Raw genomic sequence first — 16,019 nt, forward strand, 5'->3', positions numbered from 1 at the left:
CGGAGCCGGCCCTGCTGTTCTGGTTTTTACCCGAGCAGCTATTTTAGGTTTTTACCAAATAATCAAAATAGGATATGTTAAAAGGCCTGCAATGAGGGTTGTGGGTGTGGAAAGAACTTTACAATAAAGAAAACTAACAACAAAGGAAGGGGAAAATGCTGAGAAAAAATTTATGTCTTCTGTGCAGTTTGCTGACACTGGTTTTTGCGGGGAGCTCGTTTGGTGCCGAGAAATTGGTTAATGGTATTGACGCAAATTTCCCGCCATTTGCCTTTATCGACAAAACCGGCACGCCAAGTGGATTTGACGTGGAAGCAATGAACTGGATTGCCAAAGATATCGGTGTGGAAGTTACCCATCAGCCAATCGAATGGGATGGAATTATTACCAGCCTGCTGACCAAAAAAATCGATATCATCGCATCGGGGATGAGTATTACCGAAGAGAGGGCCAAGCAGGTCAATTTTACCATTCCGTACTGGGTCATCAAACAGGTTATGGTCACCAAGAAAAGTTCTCCGCTGACCGTTGATCAGGCTTTAACCGGTAAAAAAACCATTGGCGTGCAGCAGGGAACTTCCGAGGCCAAATGGTTGAAGGAAGAGGCACCGAAGAAGGGATGGAATTTTGAACTCCGCTACTACAGCTCCTCACCTCTTGCCATAGAGGATGTACTCAACGGCAGAATTGATGCGGCAGCAATGGACGATGCTCCGGCAAAAGACGCGGCCTCTAAAAAAGACGTCCACATTATCGGTACGTTCGGCATGCATGACGAAGAATTCGGCTATGCCGTTCGCAAGGATGAAAAAGAGCTGCTGGAAAAAGTAAACAAGGCTCTTGCTAAATTTATGGCCACTCCCGAATGGAATAAACTGATTGTAAAATACGGTTTAAACAAATAGGGCGAGAGGAAGACGGGTCCACAGCAATCTTTTGATGTGGACCCGTCTTTTTGCGTTTCCGGTTTTTAACCCGTCACTGCTGCAACCATCCTTGTCTCAATCGTCCAGGTAACTCGATGCAAAATGCCTTATCCGTCGTCCTTGATTCCCTGCCATATCTTCTGCAGGGATCATTTCTTACCGCCGGGATAGTGGTCTTCGCCATGTTTCTTGGCCTTTTTATCGGTATTTTCATGTCGGTCGGCCTTGTCTATGGCAATCGTTTTATCCGATATATATTGACCGCCTACGTCTGGATATTCCGCGGTGTGCCGGTGGTGGTTCTGCTCTTTCTCTTCTATTTCGGTCTCTTTTCCTTTCTGGGTCTCAATTTCAGCGCCTTTGCCACGGTTTCGATAGTCCTGGGTATGACCACCGGCGCCTATCAGGCCAATATTTTCAAAGGAGCAATCCTGTCGCTGCCCCATGGTCAGTTCAAGGCTGCCAGCGGTCTTGGCATGAGCGATATGCAGGCAATAAAGAACATCGTGCTGCCGCAGATACTGCGGATGTCGATTCCGGCCTGGTCGAATGAGTATTCCATCATCCTCAAGGATTCCGCGCTGGCCTTTGTTATCGGGGCACCTGAGATTATGGCCAGGACCCAGTTTGTTGCCTCTCGTACCTACCAGCACCTTTCCCTGTACATTACCGCCGGAATTATCTATTTTCTCCTCACCTGGGCCGGGGTCATCGGTTTGCGAAAACTAGAACAATATGTCCGTATTCCGGGCTATTCTCAGCATGGAAATCAATAATGACTGAAAAAATGGTGATTCTTCGGGTGAACAATCTCTCTAAATCTTTCGGGGACAGTACAATTCTCAACTCGGTAAGCATCGAGTTGGCCAAGGGCGAAATAAAGGTCCTTATCGGTCCTTCCGGGGGAGGGAAAAGTACCCTGCTGCAATGCATTAACTGTCTGGTCGTGCCGGATGCCGGCGAGATCGAGCTGGATAATGCGCGCATCCAGTTCACCCGGAAGCAGGATATCTACCGGTTGCGCCAGCAGGTGGGCATGATTTTCCAGGATTTCAATCTCTTTGACCACCTGACTGCTCTCGATAATATTACCATTGCCCTGCGTAAAGTAAAAAAGATGCCGAAAAAAGAGGCCGAAAAACGGGCACGCCTGGAACTCGAGCAGGTCGGCCTGGGCGACAAAGAGACCCTCTATCCGGCACAACTGTCCGGGGGACAGAAACAGCGGGTGGCTATCGCCAGGGCATTGGCCATGGACCCGAAGATTTTATTGCTCGATGAACCGACCTCCGCTCTGGATCCTACCTTGATCGGCGAAGTAATCAGCGTCATCAAAGGTCTGGCCGTCAAAGGGATGACCATGATCATGGCCACCCACCAGATCAGCCTGATCTATAATCTGGCCGATGAGATACTCTTTATGGAAAACGGCAGGATAGTCGAGCAGGGCCCGCCGGCCGCACTTCTCGCCGCCGGCAATAAAAGTAAATCCCAGGGGTTTTGTGACCGGCTCAACGAACTCTCCGAGGTCGAGGGCTAAGCGTGGAACTGTCACCCTTTTACCAGGAACTGTTTGTAAGCCTCAATCGCGGGCTGGTCATGTCCATCGCCCTTATCGTCCCTTCAGCGGTAGGCGGAGTCCTGATCGGTATTGTCGCCGGTGCCATACGAACCTATGGCAACAGATATCTCAAGACAATTGCGGATTGCTATGCCGCGGTATTTCGCGGGACACCGCTGGTTATCCAGTTGTTTGTCCTCTATTTCGGCCTGCCTAATATCGGTATCTACCTGACGCCCTATGTTGCCGCTGTTCTCGGTTTTACCTTTTGCAGCGGGGCCTACCAGTCGGAGTATGTGCGGGGGGCGCTCCTGTCGATTAAAAGCGGTCAATATCTTGGCGGCCAGGCTCTGGGCTTTACCACGTTCCAGACCATTGTCTGGATCATTATCCCCCAGGCAGTGCGCCGGGCCATTCATGGCTGCGGCAACGAAATTATCTATCTGATCAAGTATTCCTCTCTGGCGTTCATCGTCACCTGTATCGAATTGACCGGAGAGGGGAAAACCATTGCCACCGAGTATTTTCGTTTTACCGAGGTCTTCGGGATAATCGGCCTCTATTACCTCGGGTTGGTTTCCCTCGCTATTATCATTCTCAAAAAAATTGAACAGCGCCTTTTCATTCCAGGCTTTGGTCATCATTGAGATCGAAGTTGTAACCTTTACCGTTATCCGCCATGGTTCAATATTCTCCTGTTACCGATACGATCAAAGCCGCCATACGGCAAAGAATCGCCCCTGAATTAATTCTCAGCACCCCTGCGGAACTTGCTCAATTTGCCGGCGATGCCTCCACCCTGACCTACACCCCCGAGCTGGTTGTCCGGGCCCAGAGTGTCGGGGATATTCAAGCCTTATTGGAGCTGGCCAATATCTACCGTTTTCCGGTCACCCCGCGCGGCGGAGGGTCGGGACTTGCCGGTGGATGCCTGCCGTCTCTTGGCGGAGTGGTGCTGCTCACCGGAGGACTCAACCGGATCACGGCGATTGATGGGAAAAATTTTGTCATGAAGGTCGAACCTGGGGTTATCAGCCAGCAGGTACGCCTGGCAGCAGATGCAGCTGGCCTGTTCTACCCGCCTGATCCGGCCGGGATGGATCTCAGCACTATCGGCGGCAATGCGGCAACCGACGCCGGAGGCCCGGCCTGTGTCAAATACGGTACCACCCGTGATTATATTCTTGGCCTGGAGGCAGTCCTTCCGAGCGGTCAGCTGATAACGACCGGTGTACAGACGAGAAAGGGGGTCGTTGGCTATGATCTGACGAATCTGCTGGTCGGCAGCGAAGGGACGCTTGGGATTATCACCTCGCTGACCCTGAAGCTGCTCGCCAAACCTGCGGCCACCCAAGGGATGATGTGTGTTTTCCGCGACATGGTGTCCGCCATGAACTGTGTGGCGGCAATCATGGGTCAGGGATACCTGCCCAGCGCCATAGAGTTTCTTGACCATCGGTGCCTGTCTCTTATCGGCGAGCTGCTGCCTTTTTCTCTGCCTCCCGGCAAATCATCCATCTTGATCGTCGAGGTCGATGGACCCGAAAGCCAGGTTGCGGCCGAAATGGAGGCTATTTGCGCAATTGCCCGGGCGGAAGCAGCCATCGAGCTGATTAAAGCCAACAGTACCGAAGAGAGGGAAAAGATCTGGGCGGTCCGTCGCCAGGTGAGTCTGCGCATCCATGACTATGCAAAGCTGTACATTCCGGAGGATATCGTGGTTCCTCTTACCGCCATTGCCGAACTGGTTGATGCGCTGCCTTTTTATGAAGAGAAATACGGCATTGAGGTCTTTGCCTTCGGACATGCGGGAGACGGTAACATCCACCTCAATATAACCACCCAGAGCCTCGACAGGCAGGATCTGGCCCATGAGGGTACCAGGGCCCTGCTTGACTTGACTTTACGGCTACAGGGGACCATTTCAGGCGAACATGGCATCGGTCTGGCCAAGGCACCGTATCTGTCGATGGAGCTGTCGCCCCACAGTATCGAGCTGCAGAGAAGCATCAAAAAGTTGTTCGATCCGAACCTGGTGTTAAACCCGGGAAAAATATTTCCAGAAGATTAAGGCAGGGCCATAGAGCTTATGACACATTCCCGGCACACTAACGATTCGACGCGCCTCAGCAGAAGAGTGCGCAATATTTCTCCGTCAGCCACCAAGCAGATGGCGCTTCTTGCCGCTGGAATAGGCGGCTGTGTTTCTCTCGGCCAGGGGGTCCCCTCGTTTGCCACGCCGCCGCATATTGTCGAGGCGGTGATAAGGGCCCTGCGGGAGGACCCCGGCAGCGGTCATTATTCCCTGCAGACCGGGATGCCCGCGCTGCGAAGACAGATCAGTCAGTATATGCTCCGGGAAAAAAATGTGGCAATAGACCCGGAAAGAGAAGTCTGTGTCACTGTCGGCGGCATGGAGGCTCTGCTGGCCACGGTCATGACGGTGGTAGACGAGGGTGATGAGGTTATTCTGCCTTCTCCCACCTATGCCTCCTATATCGAACAGGTTCAACTCGCCGGGGGCATTCCGGTATTCGTGCCGTTAACCAGCGCCTGGGGCCTGGATCTGGCGGCGATCAGTAAAGCGATTACCGCCAAAACCAGGGCCATAATGCTGTGCAATCCCGGTAATCCGACCGGGACAGTTTTCTCTGATGCGGAAACCATTGCCCTCTGTAAACTGGCCGTTACCCATAATTTTGTGGTCATCACCGATGAGGCGTATGACTATATGGTCTATGACGGCGGGATGCCGGTGAATCCGCTCAGTATCGATGCCTTTCGCAATCATGTGATTTCCATCTCTTCTCTTTCCAAAAAATATGCCCTTACCGGCTGGCGGGTGGGCTGGGTTGCCGCGGCAGGGATATGGATGGAACAGATCATGAAAGTCCATGACGCAACAGCCATCTGTGCCCCGACACCATCGCAGTTTGCCGCCCTTGCCGCCCTTGACGGAGACCAGGAGTGTGTTGCAGAAATGCGCGATGCGCTGGTCAAACGACGGACTCTGTGCTGCGCTCGCCTCGACAGGCTGCAGAAGTATTTTTCCTATGTGCCGCCCAGAGGTGCATTTTATGTCATGGCCAGATACCTGTTTCAGGCAGCCTCATCCCAGGAGGTGGCCACCCGCCTGCTCGAGGAGGCAAGGGTTATTACCATTCCCGGCGGCGCTTTTGGTCAAGGCGGGGAGGGACATCTGCGCCTGTCTTTTGGCGGTGAATTGACGGTGATCGATGAGGCCTTTGACCGCATAGAACAATGGTGCATGACGGCAGCCCCCACCTTGCCCTGATCCTGCAGCCAGCTTATACTCTCACCTATCAGGCGAGGTATTTGAATTTACAAAAATGAATCGATAACAACCGGCAATTACAACCAGGAGGCAATTTCGTGAATACTCTCATTGTTGCCTGTGCATCATGCGGCAAGAAGAATAGAATTCCGGCCAGTAAACAATTTCTGCATCCCAAATGCGGCCATTGTCATGTCCCGCTTAATATGACGGGAAAAGGTGTGCCGGTGGAACTTGGTGATTACGACTTCCATGACTTTGTCAAGCAGGCTCCCTTGCCGGTCATGGTCGATTTTTTTTCGCCAACCTGTGGTCCCTGCAGGACGATGCTGCCGATAGTCGATGCTATGGCCAGCGAGCATACCCAGAGGTTTATCATCGCCAAGGTCGATACCAGCAAAAACCAGCAGATTGCCGCATTTTTCAATATCCGGGGAGTGCCGACCTTCATGTTTTTTAAGAACGGCAGCCTTGTCGATCAGATTGCCGGCGCTGTTGGCCAGTATGTTCTGGAGCAGAAGCTGCAGAATTTATAAGCCACTCTTGCAGCATCTCTGGTCACTGTTTTTCCCCGCAGCGTGCCGATATTTTTCGTTTGCGTTGTCGTGCCAATACCTTGCCGTGTGGAAAAATAACAGCTCTGCAGGTTGCCAGTTGTCGTCTTCATAAAATCATGCAATATGGTATGCAAGAGTGGCTCGGGTTCCTATGTGTCACTTTTTTCCTACTTTTAATTAAACCGCAGGGAGAGTTATGGCCAGAATTGTCATCAGCGGCACCGGAGTGTTCACTCCGCCATTTTCAATTACCAATGAAGAACTTGTCCTTTCCTTTAATACATTTGTCCGGAATTTTAATAACGAAAACCAGGATGAGATTGGTGCCGGAACCTGCCAGCCATTAACGGAGTCCAGTGCCGAGTTCATCGAAAGGGCCTCGGGTATAAAAAGCCGGTTTGTCATGGATCGTGACGGGGTTCTTGATCCGAAGATTATGTGTCCGCAGTTGCCAAAACGGTCAATACAGGACGGGTCTCTGCAATGCGAAATAAGTGTCGCGGCCGCGAAAGAAGCAATGGACAGGGCGGGCAAGAAGCCGGAGGATATCGATGCGGTCATTGTATCCTGCTCCAATATGGAACGCCCTTACCCGGCAATTGCCGTTGAAGTGCAGGAGGCTTTGGGGATTGCCGGTTTTGCCTTTGATATGAATATCGCCTGTTCTTCGGCTACCTTCGCGATCCAAACGGCGGTTGATTCTATTTTCCGGGGCAATGCCAGGGCCATTCTCATGGTCAATCCGGAAATCTGCTCCGGTCATCTGAATTTTCGTGATCGAGACAGCCACTTCATCTTCGGTGATGTGTGTACGGCGGTAATTATCGAGCAGGAGGAACACTGCAGTAAAAGAGATGTCTTTGAGATTATCGGCACAAAACTGGCGACCAAATACTCCACTAATATCTATAACGGCTTTGGTTTTCTCAATCGCACCGCACCCGATCAGGGCTCTGAAAAAGAAAGGCTTTTCGTCCAGGAGGGTAGGAAGGTTTTTAAAGAGGTGGTGCCTTTTGCAACAGAAATCATTCTCAGTCATCTGGCCAGGCATAACCTTGCCCCGTCTGATTTAAAGCGGGTCTGGCTGCATCAGGCAAATCTCAATATGAATCAGCTGATCTGCAAAAAATTGCTCGGCACCGAGATCACCACAGATGTAACGCCCACCATCCTCGATACCTATGCCAACACCGCCTCGGCCGGATCGATTATCTGTTTTCATAAGAATCATGATGATTTAAAAGAACATGATCTCGGTGTCATCTGTTCCTTTGGCGCCGGATACTCCGTCGGCAATATCATTGTGCGGCGAATAGTTCTTTAATAAAGAGGCAAGAAGGACGATACAAAAAAACAGGCCCATTGATTGGCCCATTAAAACAGTCGCCAATACTGTCAGTATTCCCCTTGTCCCCCCGCCTTCTGCTTCGCAGGCGGGGTACTTTATAGCGTAGATCTAAACTGTAGTGTCATCTTGTGCAGGTGACACTTCAAAGGATACATCTATTTCGTTGCCATCTTTGTCTTTAATCCAATCTCTCATAATATCGCGCTTGTCAATGTGCTTGATAAATTCCTCGGTAGCTTGAAACGCACTGATAATATTTTTTAAAATTTTGAGATTTGATGGATCGATGTTGGTAATCTTAAATCCCGCCGAATTTTTGTAGGTATGAACAAGAGTTCCTGAAAAGTGCATTTCTCCATGAGAAATTGTTGTCACCTGGATTTTGTATTCGGTGTTTTCCAGACGATTTGAAAAATCATTTATGCCTATCCCATTTTCACTGATATCCAGAGCACTTGCCTTAATAACAACGCCTAATTCACTTTCCAGGGATACGCCCCCAATGACAGGTACCCTGATATGTAGTCGTTTATATTTCATAATCCCCTTATAGTAAAATCGCTCGGTACCTCTGAATCCTGCGGTCTCTTGCTGAAAGTGTTTACTTCAACGAAAGGCAATGTATTCAGATGATCAAAACAAATTATGTCAGATAATCCTTCGAAAAGGGGCTGAGATGTTTTTGGTTAATAAGGAGTGCGTTTGAGTTGAGTGGCGAGCTCCAGCGAGTTCAACTCGAACGCCCGATTCGATACTATACGATACTATATATATTTAAGGAAAGTAAGAGTATGACTTACATGGTTGGTTGAGGACTATCGCCATCTCTGTGCATCGATTCCAGCAGCGGAAAACGTGCCACCGGTGAAGACACAGAATCATTTGCGGCACAGACACCTGACCACAACACCAAGATATATTCACAATATGAAATAGGCAGGAAAATCTGGCAGGGCTTGAAGCGCTCCCCGATTTGGAAGGTAGTTTGAAGAGAGGGCCCATCAACGAAAAACAGGCACTTAACGAAGATCGCTAAGTGCCTGTTTTTATATGGCGTCCCCAACCGGATTTGAACCGGTGTTGTCGGCGTGAAAGGCCGATGTCCTGGACCTGACTAGACGATGGGGACAAAATTCTTTGGTGGGTCGTGCGCGATTCGAACGCGCGACTCTCTGATTAAAAGTCAGATACTCTACCGGCTGAGTTAACGACCCGTGGAGGAAGTGTTTATACATGGTCGGCAATAATGTGTCAACATGTTTTTTGCTCCCTTTGATCTTTTATCATCTGGAACCGAAATGGTCAAGGTCTGTCGGCCATTTGCTGCATTGCCTGCAGGCAACAGTATAAAAAAGTTGAGACCCTGCGCTGGGAATGCTATATGAGAGAGCAGTATTCAATTTCAACAGGCAGCTGCTGTGTTCCTGTTGCTTGTGTTGACGAACAGAATAACCGCAGCGGGCATCTGCCTTTCTGCAGTTTATATAATGTACACCAATCTCTACCAATCGGTTTTATATGGGTTTATTGAAAGGTTCAGCAAGTTTTGTGCGTTTTTCCGTGCTGGGCGAGTTGCCGGAAAACACCTTGGATTTTATCGCCGAGAGGATAATGGCTTTTTCCTTTCAGGATATCGATGACAGCTATGATGAATACTCCATAGGCTGGGTTTCTATTTTGAATATGTTCGATTCTCAGTTTAAGTATGCCTCCTACGCCGCCGGGGATTATATTACCCTGACCCTGCGCATTGACGAGAGGAAGGTTTCTCCGGCAATCCTGAAAAAGGTCATCCAGAAGGAAGAGGAGAGGGTGCGTCTGGAACGGCAGTTGCCGAAATTGAGCAGGGCTATGAAGGTTGAAGTGAAAGAACGAGTCAGTGTCGACCTTATGCGTAAAGCGATACCGATACCGTCAATTTTTGAGCTCTGCTGGAGTCTGAGCGATATGACCCTGCTGTTTTTTTCAACGAATAAAAAAGTGCACGCCGTCCTCGAGGATTTCTTTAAAGAGAGTTTTGGCCTGCTCATTCGGCAGCAGATACCCTACACAACGGCAGAGCATTTGATCGATGCAGAGCAGTTGGCGGTTTTGGAGAGGATATCTCCTGAAATCTTTGTCTAAGTGTGCAATAAAACTTCTGCATTGTACGTGCCCTGTACTTCAGGGACACTTTGCCTCTCAAAGGATCTTCCTGCGGGCGGACATGAAGTTTTTAATTGAGCCACCAGTAATTTAACAGGTGATAAGAACGTGATGGATTTAGTCGATCTGATTGTTGAAAAACGATTTCTGGGACAGGAGTTTCTGACCTGGCTCTGGTATAAAAGTGAAGAACGCGGGGGCAGTGTTCTGCTTCCGGGAGAAGGGGATATAACCGTCGTTTTTGAAAAACATATGCTGCTTGAATCCGGGGAAGGGGAGTCGACGGAAAAAATAGTCTGTACCGGCCTGCAGGCTGAACTGCAGGAGGCTCGAACCGGCCTGCGGATGGGCAAAAAACTTGAACAGGCCCGGATCGTTATCGGCCATAATGACTATGAATACAGCTTTACCCTGGCGGCAGCCCTGATGGAATTCAGGGCTGTACGCCTGCCCAAAACAGAAACGACAGAACAGGATAACAGTGACAACCCGGAAGAAATTGAAGGGATGACCCTGGAGCGTATCTATCTCTTTGAAGAGCTTGTCAAGCTGGTCAACGGGCTGTTTAAAATGTTTCTCAATGTTCGCCTGGGTGCGGAGTGGCGTGATGAGTTGCAGAAAATCAGGGCCTGGGTGGCAAAATCAACTGTGATCGATGGGGAAGAACAATTAACGTAAACTGAACATTCAGGGACGCCATGGAGTTTGAAACAGTAATCGGGCTGGAAATTCATGCCCAGCTGAAAACAGCAACGAAGATTTTTTGTGGGTGTTCGACGAAATTTGGTGCGCCGCCGAACAGCAACACCTGTCCCATCTGCCTGGGCATGCCCGGGGTTTTGCCGGTGCTCAATAAAAAGGTCGTTGAGTTCGCCATAAAATTCGGGCTGGCTACCAATGCAAAAATCAACCGTTTCAGCCAGTTTGCCCGGAAAAATTATTTTTATCCGGACCTGCCCAAAGGTTATCAGACGTCACAGTTTGATCTGCCGATAATTGGCCGCGGTGAGATTGAAATAGAGGTGGACGGGCAGACAAGACCCATCGGCATAACCCGTGCCCATATGGAAGAGGATGCGGGGAAACTGATCCACGACGAGGTCGAACCGGTCTCCCATGTCGATCTGAACCGGACCGGCACCCCGCTGCTGGAAATCGTTTCGGAACCGGATATTCGAAGTCCTGCCGAAGCCGCTGCCTACCTGAAAAAAATTCATGCCATTCTTCGCTATCTGGATATCTGTGACGGTAATATGCAGGAGGGGAGCTTTCGCTGTGATGCCAATATTTCCCTGCGGCCGGTTGGTCAGGACGAGCTGGGTACCCGGACCGAACTTAAAAACATGAACTCGTTTCGCAATGTTCAGAGTGCGCTGGAATTTGAAGTTCGCCGGCAGAGGGATATTCTGCTTGACGGCGGCACCATCGTCCAGGAGACGCTGCTTTGGAACCCCGACAAAAACTGTTCGGAATCGATGCGGGGGAAAGAAGATGCCCATGATTACCGCTATTTTCCCTGCCCGGACCTGGTACCGGTTGAGATCAGCGAGGAGTGGATTGACGAAGTCCGTCACTTGCTGCCGGAACTGCCCGATCAGCGAAAAGCGCGCTTTATTGACCAGTACGACCTGCCGGAGTACGATGCCGTCCTCTTGACCGCTGATCGGGAAGTGGCCGAATATTTTGAGCAAACCGTGAAAGGCGGGGCGCAGGCCAAAAAAGCCTCCAACTGGATCATGACGGAGCTGATGCGGGAGCTGAAAGGGGACGCAATATCTTCCTGCAGGGTCAGTCCGTCGCAGCTGGCCGCCCTGCTGACCATGGTGGAGAAAAACACCATCAGCGGCAAAATTGCCAAGACGGTTTTTACTGACATGATGGCCAGCGGAGATGACCCGGCAACGATTGTCCAGGAGAAAAACCTGGCCCAGGTATCCGATGTGGGAGAACTCCTGGCGCTGGTCAAGGAGATTGTCGCCGCCAACCCGGCGCAGGCGGAGGATTATCGCGCCGGAAAAAGCAAATTAATGGGCTTTTTTGTCGGCCAGCTGATGCAGAAAACCAAGGGGCAGGCCAATCCGCAACTGGCCAATGAACTCTTTTCCAAAGAGCTTGGCGGCTAAAGAAGGCTTAGGTAGTGGATAAGGAACTCTGGCAGAAAAAAGGAGAAGGCCATCGCGCTCGACTACGGGATCGGTTTCTGGCCAGAGGTCTTGACGGGTTCAGCGATGCGGAAATTCTGGAACTGCTGTTATCTTTCGGCACGCCGCGAACCGACTGCAAGGAACCGGCCCGCCTGCTGCTGCAAAAATACGGCTCTTTTGCCAAGGTCTTTGAGGCCCCGGTTGCCTCGCTGCAGGAGGTCAAGGGAATCGGGCCGAAGAACGGCTTTGCCATTCATTTTATCCATGCGGTGGCCAGCTATTATCTCAAAGAACGGCTGCACGGCAAGCGTTATCTCCATTCTTCCCGGGAAGTGGCCGAGTATCTGATTCATTCGATGCGCGGCCTGAAAAAAGAAGTTTTCACCGTCATCTTTCTTGACTCCTCCCATGCCATAATTGATTCGGAGATCGTCGCCGAAGGCACCCTGAATGTCAATACCGTTTATCCCAGGGAGATCATCAAACGGGCCCTGGAGTTTCATGCTGCGGCCCTGATTATCGCCCATAATCATCCGTCTGGCAGTCTGCAGCCGTCCACCCAGGATATCAAACTGACCAAAACCCTTGCCCTGCTCTGCCGGTATATGCAGCTGCAGTTGCTGGATCATCTGATTATCGGCGACGGATCGTATAGTTTTGCCGACAACGGGCTGATGGATTCGGTCAGGGTGGAGTGCCAGACCGCCATGGACACCTTTGACCGCTCATGACTGCGCTGTATCTGCATATTCCGTTTTGCCGCAGCAAGTGCCACTATTGTTCCTTCAGCTCCTGTGCTGGTGGCGAGGCACTGTATGGTCCGTATGTTGACGCCCTGATCATGGAACTGACCCGGCTTGCCGAACAGCATGGCGCAACAGCAACAGAGGGACTGGATACTCTGTTTCTCGGCGGGGGAACACCCACCTGCCTGCCGGTTGAATTATTGCAAAGAGTGATCCGCTCCTCGCTTGATCTTTTTGGCGCTGTACCCGGTGCGGAAATCAGTGTGGAAGCCAATCCCGGCACAGTCGAGAGAAGGTATTTCGAAACACTGCTTGCTGCCGGAGTAAACCGGCTCTCGCTTGGCGTGCAGTCGTTTGAGGACCCCGAGCTTGCATTGATCGGACGAATCCATAACAGGCAGGAGGCCTGCTCGGCAATCGAGGCCGCCCGGGTCGCCGGCTGTACCAATATAAGTCTTGATCTGATGTTCGGATTGCCCGGCCAGACCCCTGCCTCCTGGCGAAATTCCCTGGCAAAGGCTCTCTCCTTTAACCCGCAGCATCTGTCTTTATATCAATTGACCATTGAACCGGACACCCGGTTTGATGTTTTTATGCAAAACCACACCATCAGTCTCCCGGCAGAAGATGACATAGTGGCGATGGATGACATCACCGCTGAACTGTGCAGTGCGGCCGGACTTCGTCTCTATGAAACCTCAAATTATGCAGCAGAAGGATACCAGTGCCGGCATAATGTCAACTATTGGCTGAATGACGATTACCTGGCAGCCGGAGCTGCCGCGGTGAGCTGCCGGCGTGGAGTTCGGGAGCGGCGCATTGCCGATCCCGGGGAGTATATCCGCCGGATAAACCGGCAGGAATCGGTTGTGGTGGAAACCGAACATCTTGCCCGGGAAGAATCCTTTCGCGAAACGGTGATCATGGGGCTGCGCATGGTGCAGGGGGTCTCGCGGTCCACTCTATACGCACGATACGGCATGGAAATCAGCGAGTATTATGGCGTCATCCTGAAAAAGCTGCTCGATCCGGGCTTTGTCGAATTAACCGCAACCCACCTCCGCATCACGGCAAAGGGATGGCCAATCGCCAATCAGATCATGGCCAAGCTGGTCTGATTGCCGGGGTATAAATGAAAAGGGACTCTTTTATTCAGGCTCTTACCATTGCAACCGGGGATGTGGTGTGTTGTGTCGGGGCTGGCGGGAAAACCTCGCTTATGTTTCATCTGGCGCGAGAAGCCAGAGAGCTGGGCTTGAAAGTCCTGGTAACCACCACGACGAAAATGTTTATCCCGGATACCGGGCAGTATGACGCCCTTGACCTGAGCGGGAAACTGTTTGCTGCAGGTCCTGTGCCCGGGCCCGGAATCTGTGTCGGCGGGCTGCCGGGTCCTGTCGCCGGTAAAATGAGCGGGGTGGGTATGGAACTGCTTGCAGAGCAGCGAAAACTGTTTGACCTGGTACTCGTCGAAGCTGATGGTGCCGCCCAAAAACCGCTCAAAGGCTGGAAAGCAACAGAACCGGTCATCCCCGACTTTACCACCAGGACCGTTGGCATTGTCGACATAGGGACTATCGGCAGGATCATCTGTGCATCGCTGGTGCACCGCCTGGAAATTTTTTCCGGGCTGACCGGGGGGATTGATGGCGAGCAGCTGACCGTTGATCATCTGTATCGAATGGTTGCCCACCGGATGGGGCTGTTTTTTCATGCGCGGGGTGAGAGAGTCCTTTTCATTAACAAGGTGGAGTCGGTCATGGACCGCCGTAATGTCGATCACCTGCGGGGCCTGCTGCCCGATCTGAAAATTGTCGCCGGCAGTGTGCACCGGGGAACTCTCTATGGGTAGGCTCGATACGATCATCATGGCATCCGGTCTGTCCCGGCGGATGGGGGGCAATAAGCTGCTCCTGCCGCTTGGTGAATCAACGGTGGTCGGTCATTTTTTGTCCCGCTTTCCCTACGCTTTATTTCAAAAAGTGATTTTTGTATACAGTGATCGCGAGGTGGCGGCAATTGCCGGCAACTATCCGGTAGTACTCTGCCAGAACGAAGATCCTGAAGCCGGTAAAAGCCACTCTATTCAGCTGGGACTTGCCATGAGCACCGCAGAAGACGGCATAATGTTTGCCGTGGCCGATCAGCCGCTTCTGACCGGTCGTACTATTCAGACCCTGGTTGCGCTGTTTTACCGGCAGGGCGGTAAAAAAATTATAGTCCCCGAGGTGGCTGGCCGACGGGCAAATCCGGTGATTTTCCCGGCCGCCTGCCGCAGTGAATTTTCCCAGCTGCACGGCGACGCAGGAGGACGGCAGCTGATTGTCAAGGAGCCCGGGCGGGTCTGTCCGGTACCTTTTACCGCTCGTGAGGAATTCTTTGATGTCGACACCCCCGAGAGGTACCGGCAGCTCGTGACCCAATGGTCTGGTCGTTTTCAGGAAAAACTATAGAGACAAATAGTCTTCAGGCAGCTGTCCGGCCGATTCAAGTCCGTTGATAGCACTGTTGATATGTTCCTGCACCGCAGCGCAGGCCCGGTCGATATCGCGGTCGGCAATGGCGTCGACAATGGTCTCATGCTCTTTGGTCGGACAATATTCAATCTTGTAGAAAGGATCGTAGAGGATGAGAAAGATCCTTGTCCGGTCAAGAAGTTCGTGGATATAGGAAGAGAGGACCCGGTTGCCGGAAAATTCGGCAATTTTCATATGCAGCGAGTCATTTATGGCAAAATACTCGTCCAGATTGTTTTTATCGAAGACTGCTGTTTCAGCCTCTATGAGGTCGCGAATTTCTTTGATCTGTTGTTCGGTGATACTGGAAATGGTCAGCCGGATTGCCATCATTTCCAGCTGGGCGCGGACCAGAAAGGTTTCCTTTATTTCTCTCTGGGTCGGGGTAATGACAAAGGCCCCTCGATTGGGAATACTGTTGACCAATCCTTCAGCTTCCAGTCTTTTGATGGCACTGCGCACCGGGGTGCGGCTGACGCCTAATTGCTGGGCCAGGGCAATTTCAACCAGCTGACTGCCCTGTCTGATATATCGCTTGCGTATTGCCGTTTTCAGTTTCCTGTAAACAGCGTCTTCAGAATTAATCTTCATTATCTTTCCCATTTCTGTCCTGCTCCGTTTCATTTGGATCAAAGAAGCAAAAATAAACTATTTTTTTGCTAAACACAAAAATTGTTGACACATATATGCTGAATACCGTACAAATATTTTGTGTGCATATATTGTATACAATTTTTCAGTTCAATACTACAGGTACTTTTATTGGGTAGCGGAAATATAT

17 protein-coding genes and 2 tRNA genes are annotated in these 16,019 nt (G+C 51.1%); 15 read left to right on the plus strand and 4 right to left on the minus strand.

Annotated elements, in window-relative coordinates; translation table 11 throughout:
* The first annotated feature begins 155 nt into the window (after positions 1-155).
* The 8 genes from FCL47_RS11275 (at position 156) to FCL47_RS11310 (ending at position 7,663) form a co-directional block, all read left to right on the plus strand.
* The gene (locus tag FCL47_RS11275; protein WP_136813596.1) at positions 156-905 is read left to right on the plus strand and encodes an ABC transporter substrate-binding protein; all 750 of its coding nucleotides are present in this window, start codon (positions 156-158) and stop codon (positions 903-905) included.
* A 116-nt stretch (positions 906-1,021) separates the two neighbouring features.
* Positions 1,022-1,702, plus strand: coding sequence for an amino acid ABC transporter permease (locus FCL47_RS11280; RefSeq protein WP_136813597.1), 681 nt, complete (start codon positions 1,022-1,024; stop codon positions 1,700-1,702).
* Positions 1,702-2,466: an amino acid ABC transporter ATP-binding protein gene (locus tag FCL47_RS11285; RefSeq protein WP_136813598.1), complete on the plus strand. Its 765-nt coding sequence runs from the start codon at positions 1,702-1,704 to the stop codon at positions 2,464-2,466. The genes FCL47_RS11280 and FCL47_RS11285 overlap by 1 nt, the downstream gene beginning before the upstream one ends.
* A 2-nt stretch (positions 2,467-2,468) precedes the next feature.
* Positions 2,469-3,134, plus strand: a complete 666-nt coding sequence (locus FCL47_RS11290; protein WP_167496465.1) for an amino acid ABC transporter permease — start codon at positions 2,469-2,471, stop codon at positions 3,132-3,134.
* Positions 3,135-3,166: 32 nt separating this feature from the next.
* Positions 3,167-4,558, plus strand: a complete 1,392-nt coding sequence (locus FCL47_RS11295) for an FAD-binding oxidoreductase (protein WP_136813599.1) — start codon at positions 3,167-3,169, stop codon at positions 4,556-4,558.
* A gap of 18 nt (positions 4,559-4,576) precedes the next feature.
* Positions 4,577-5,782, plus strand: coding sequence for a pyridoxal phosphate-dependent aminotransferase (locus FCL47_RS11300; RefSeq protein WP_136813600.1), 1,206 nt, complete (start codon positions 4,577-4,579; stop codon positions 5,780-5,782).
* 98 nt (positions 5,783-5,880) lie between these two features.
* Complete coding sequence (locus FCL47_RS11305; protein WP_136813601.1) at positions 5,881-6,318, plus strand: co-chaperone YbbN; 438 nt, start codon at positions 5,881-5,883, stop codon at positions 6,316-6,318.
* A gap of 217 nt (positions 6,319-6,535) precedes the next feature.
* Positions 6,536-7,663 carry a beta-ketoacyl-ACP synthase III gene (locus tag FCL47_RS11310; protein ID WP_136813602.1) on the plus strand — a complete coding sequence of 376 codons (1,128 nt, stop codon included), beginning with the start codon at positions 6,536-6,538 and terminating at the stop codon, positions 7,661-7,663.
* Between the two features lie 132 nt (positions 7,664-7,795).
* Here the strand turns inward: FCL47_RS11310 and FCL47_RS11315 are convergent, their stop codons facing one another.
* The 3 genes from FCL47_RS11315 to FCL47_RS11325 form a co-directional block, all read right to left on the minus strand.
* Positions 7,796-8,227, minus strand: coding sequence for a PilZ domain-containing protein (locus FCL47_RS11315; RefSeq protein ID WP_136813603.1), 432 nt, complete (start codon positions 8,225-8,227; stop codon positions 7,796-7,798).
* A 511-nt stretch (positions 8,228-8,738) separates the two neighbouring features.
* Positions 8,739-8,816 (minus strand) — tRNA-Glu (locus FCL47_RS11320).
* Positions 8,817-8,825: 9 nt separating this feature from the next.
* Positions 8,826-8,901: transfer RNA gene (locus FCL47_RS11325), tRNA-Lys, on the minus strand.
* A 304-nt stretch (positions 8,902-9,205) separates the two neighbouring features.
* On the opposite strand from FCL47_RS11325, the gene rdgC reads away from it, so the two are divergent.
* From rdgC to FCL47_RS11360, 7 genes are all read left to right on the plus strand, one after another.
* Positions 9,206-9,811 carry a recombination-associated protein RdgC gene (gene rdgC / locus FCL47_RS11330; protein WP_136813604.1) on the plus strand — a complete coding sequence of 202 codons (606 nt, stop codon included), beginning with the start codon at positions 9,206-9,208 and terminating at the stop codon, positions 9,809-9,811.
* Between the two features lie 132 nt (positions 9,812-9,943).
* Complete coding sequence (locus tag FCL47_RS11335; RefSeq protein WP_136813660.1) at positions 9,944-10,510, plus strand: hypothetical protein; 567 nt, start codon at positions 9,944-9,946, stop codon at positions 10,508-10,510.
* 20 nt (positions 10,511-10,530) lie between these two features.
* Positions 10,531-11,955, plus strand: a complete 1,425-nt coding sequence (gene gatB, locus FCL47_RS11340; protein WP_136813605.1) for an Asp-tRNA(Asn)/Glu-tRNA(Gln) amidotransferase subunit GatB — start codon at positions 10,531-10,533, stop codon at positions 11,953-11,955.
* A 14-nt stretch (positions 11,956-11,969) separates the two neighbouring features.
* Complete coding sequence (gene radC, locus FCL47_RS11345) at positions 11,970-12,707, plus strand: DNA repair protein RadC (RefSeq protein WP_136813606.1); 738 nt, start codon at positions 11,970-11,972, stop codon at positions 12,705-12,707.
* Positions 12,704-13,840: a radical SAM family heme chaperone HemW gene (gene hemW, locus FCL47_RS11350; protein WP_136813607.1), complete on the plus strand. Its 1,137-nt coding sequence runs from the start codon at positions 12,704-12,706 to the stop codon at positions 13,838-13,840. Before radC ends, hemW begins: the two co-directional genes overlap by 4 nt.
* A gap of 14 nt (positions 13,841-13,854) precedes the next feature.
* The gene (gene yqeC, locus FCL47_RS11355) at positions 13,855-14,574 is read left to right on the plus strand and encodes a selenium cofactor biosynthesis protein YqeC (RefSeq protein ID WP_136813608.1); all 720 of its coding nucleotides are present in this window, start codon (positions 13,855-13,857) and stop codon (positions 14,572-14,574) included.
* Positions 14,567-15,175, plus strand: coding sequence for an NTP transferase domain-containing protein (locus FCL47_RS11360; protein WP_136813609.1), 609 nt, complete (start codon positions 14,567-14,569; stop codon positions 15,173-15,175). Before yqeC ends, FCL47_RS11360 begins: the two co-directional genes overlap by 8 nt.
* Here the strand turns inward: FCL47_RS11360 and FCL47_RS11365 are convergent.
* Positions 15,170-15,829, minus strand: coding sequence for a GntR family transcriptional regulator (locus FCL47_RS11365; RefSeq protein WP_167496466.1), 660 nt, complete (start codon positions 15,827-15,829; stop codon positions 15,170-15,172). The two genes, FCL47_RS11360 and FCL47_RS11365, sit on opposite strands and share 6 nt — an antisense overlap.
* Positions 15,830-16,019 lie beyond the last annotated feature (190 nt).

The sequence above is a fragment of the Desulfopila sp. IMCC35006 genome (assembly GCF_005116645.1).
In the GTDB taxonomy this organism is placed as follows: domain Bacteria; phylum Desulfobacterota; class Desulfobulbia; order Desulfobulbales; family Desulfocapsaceae; genus Desulforhopalus_A.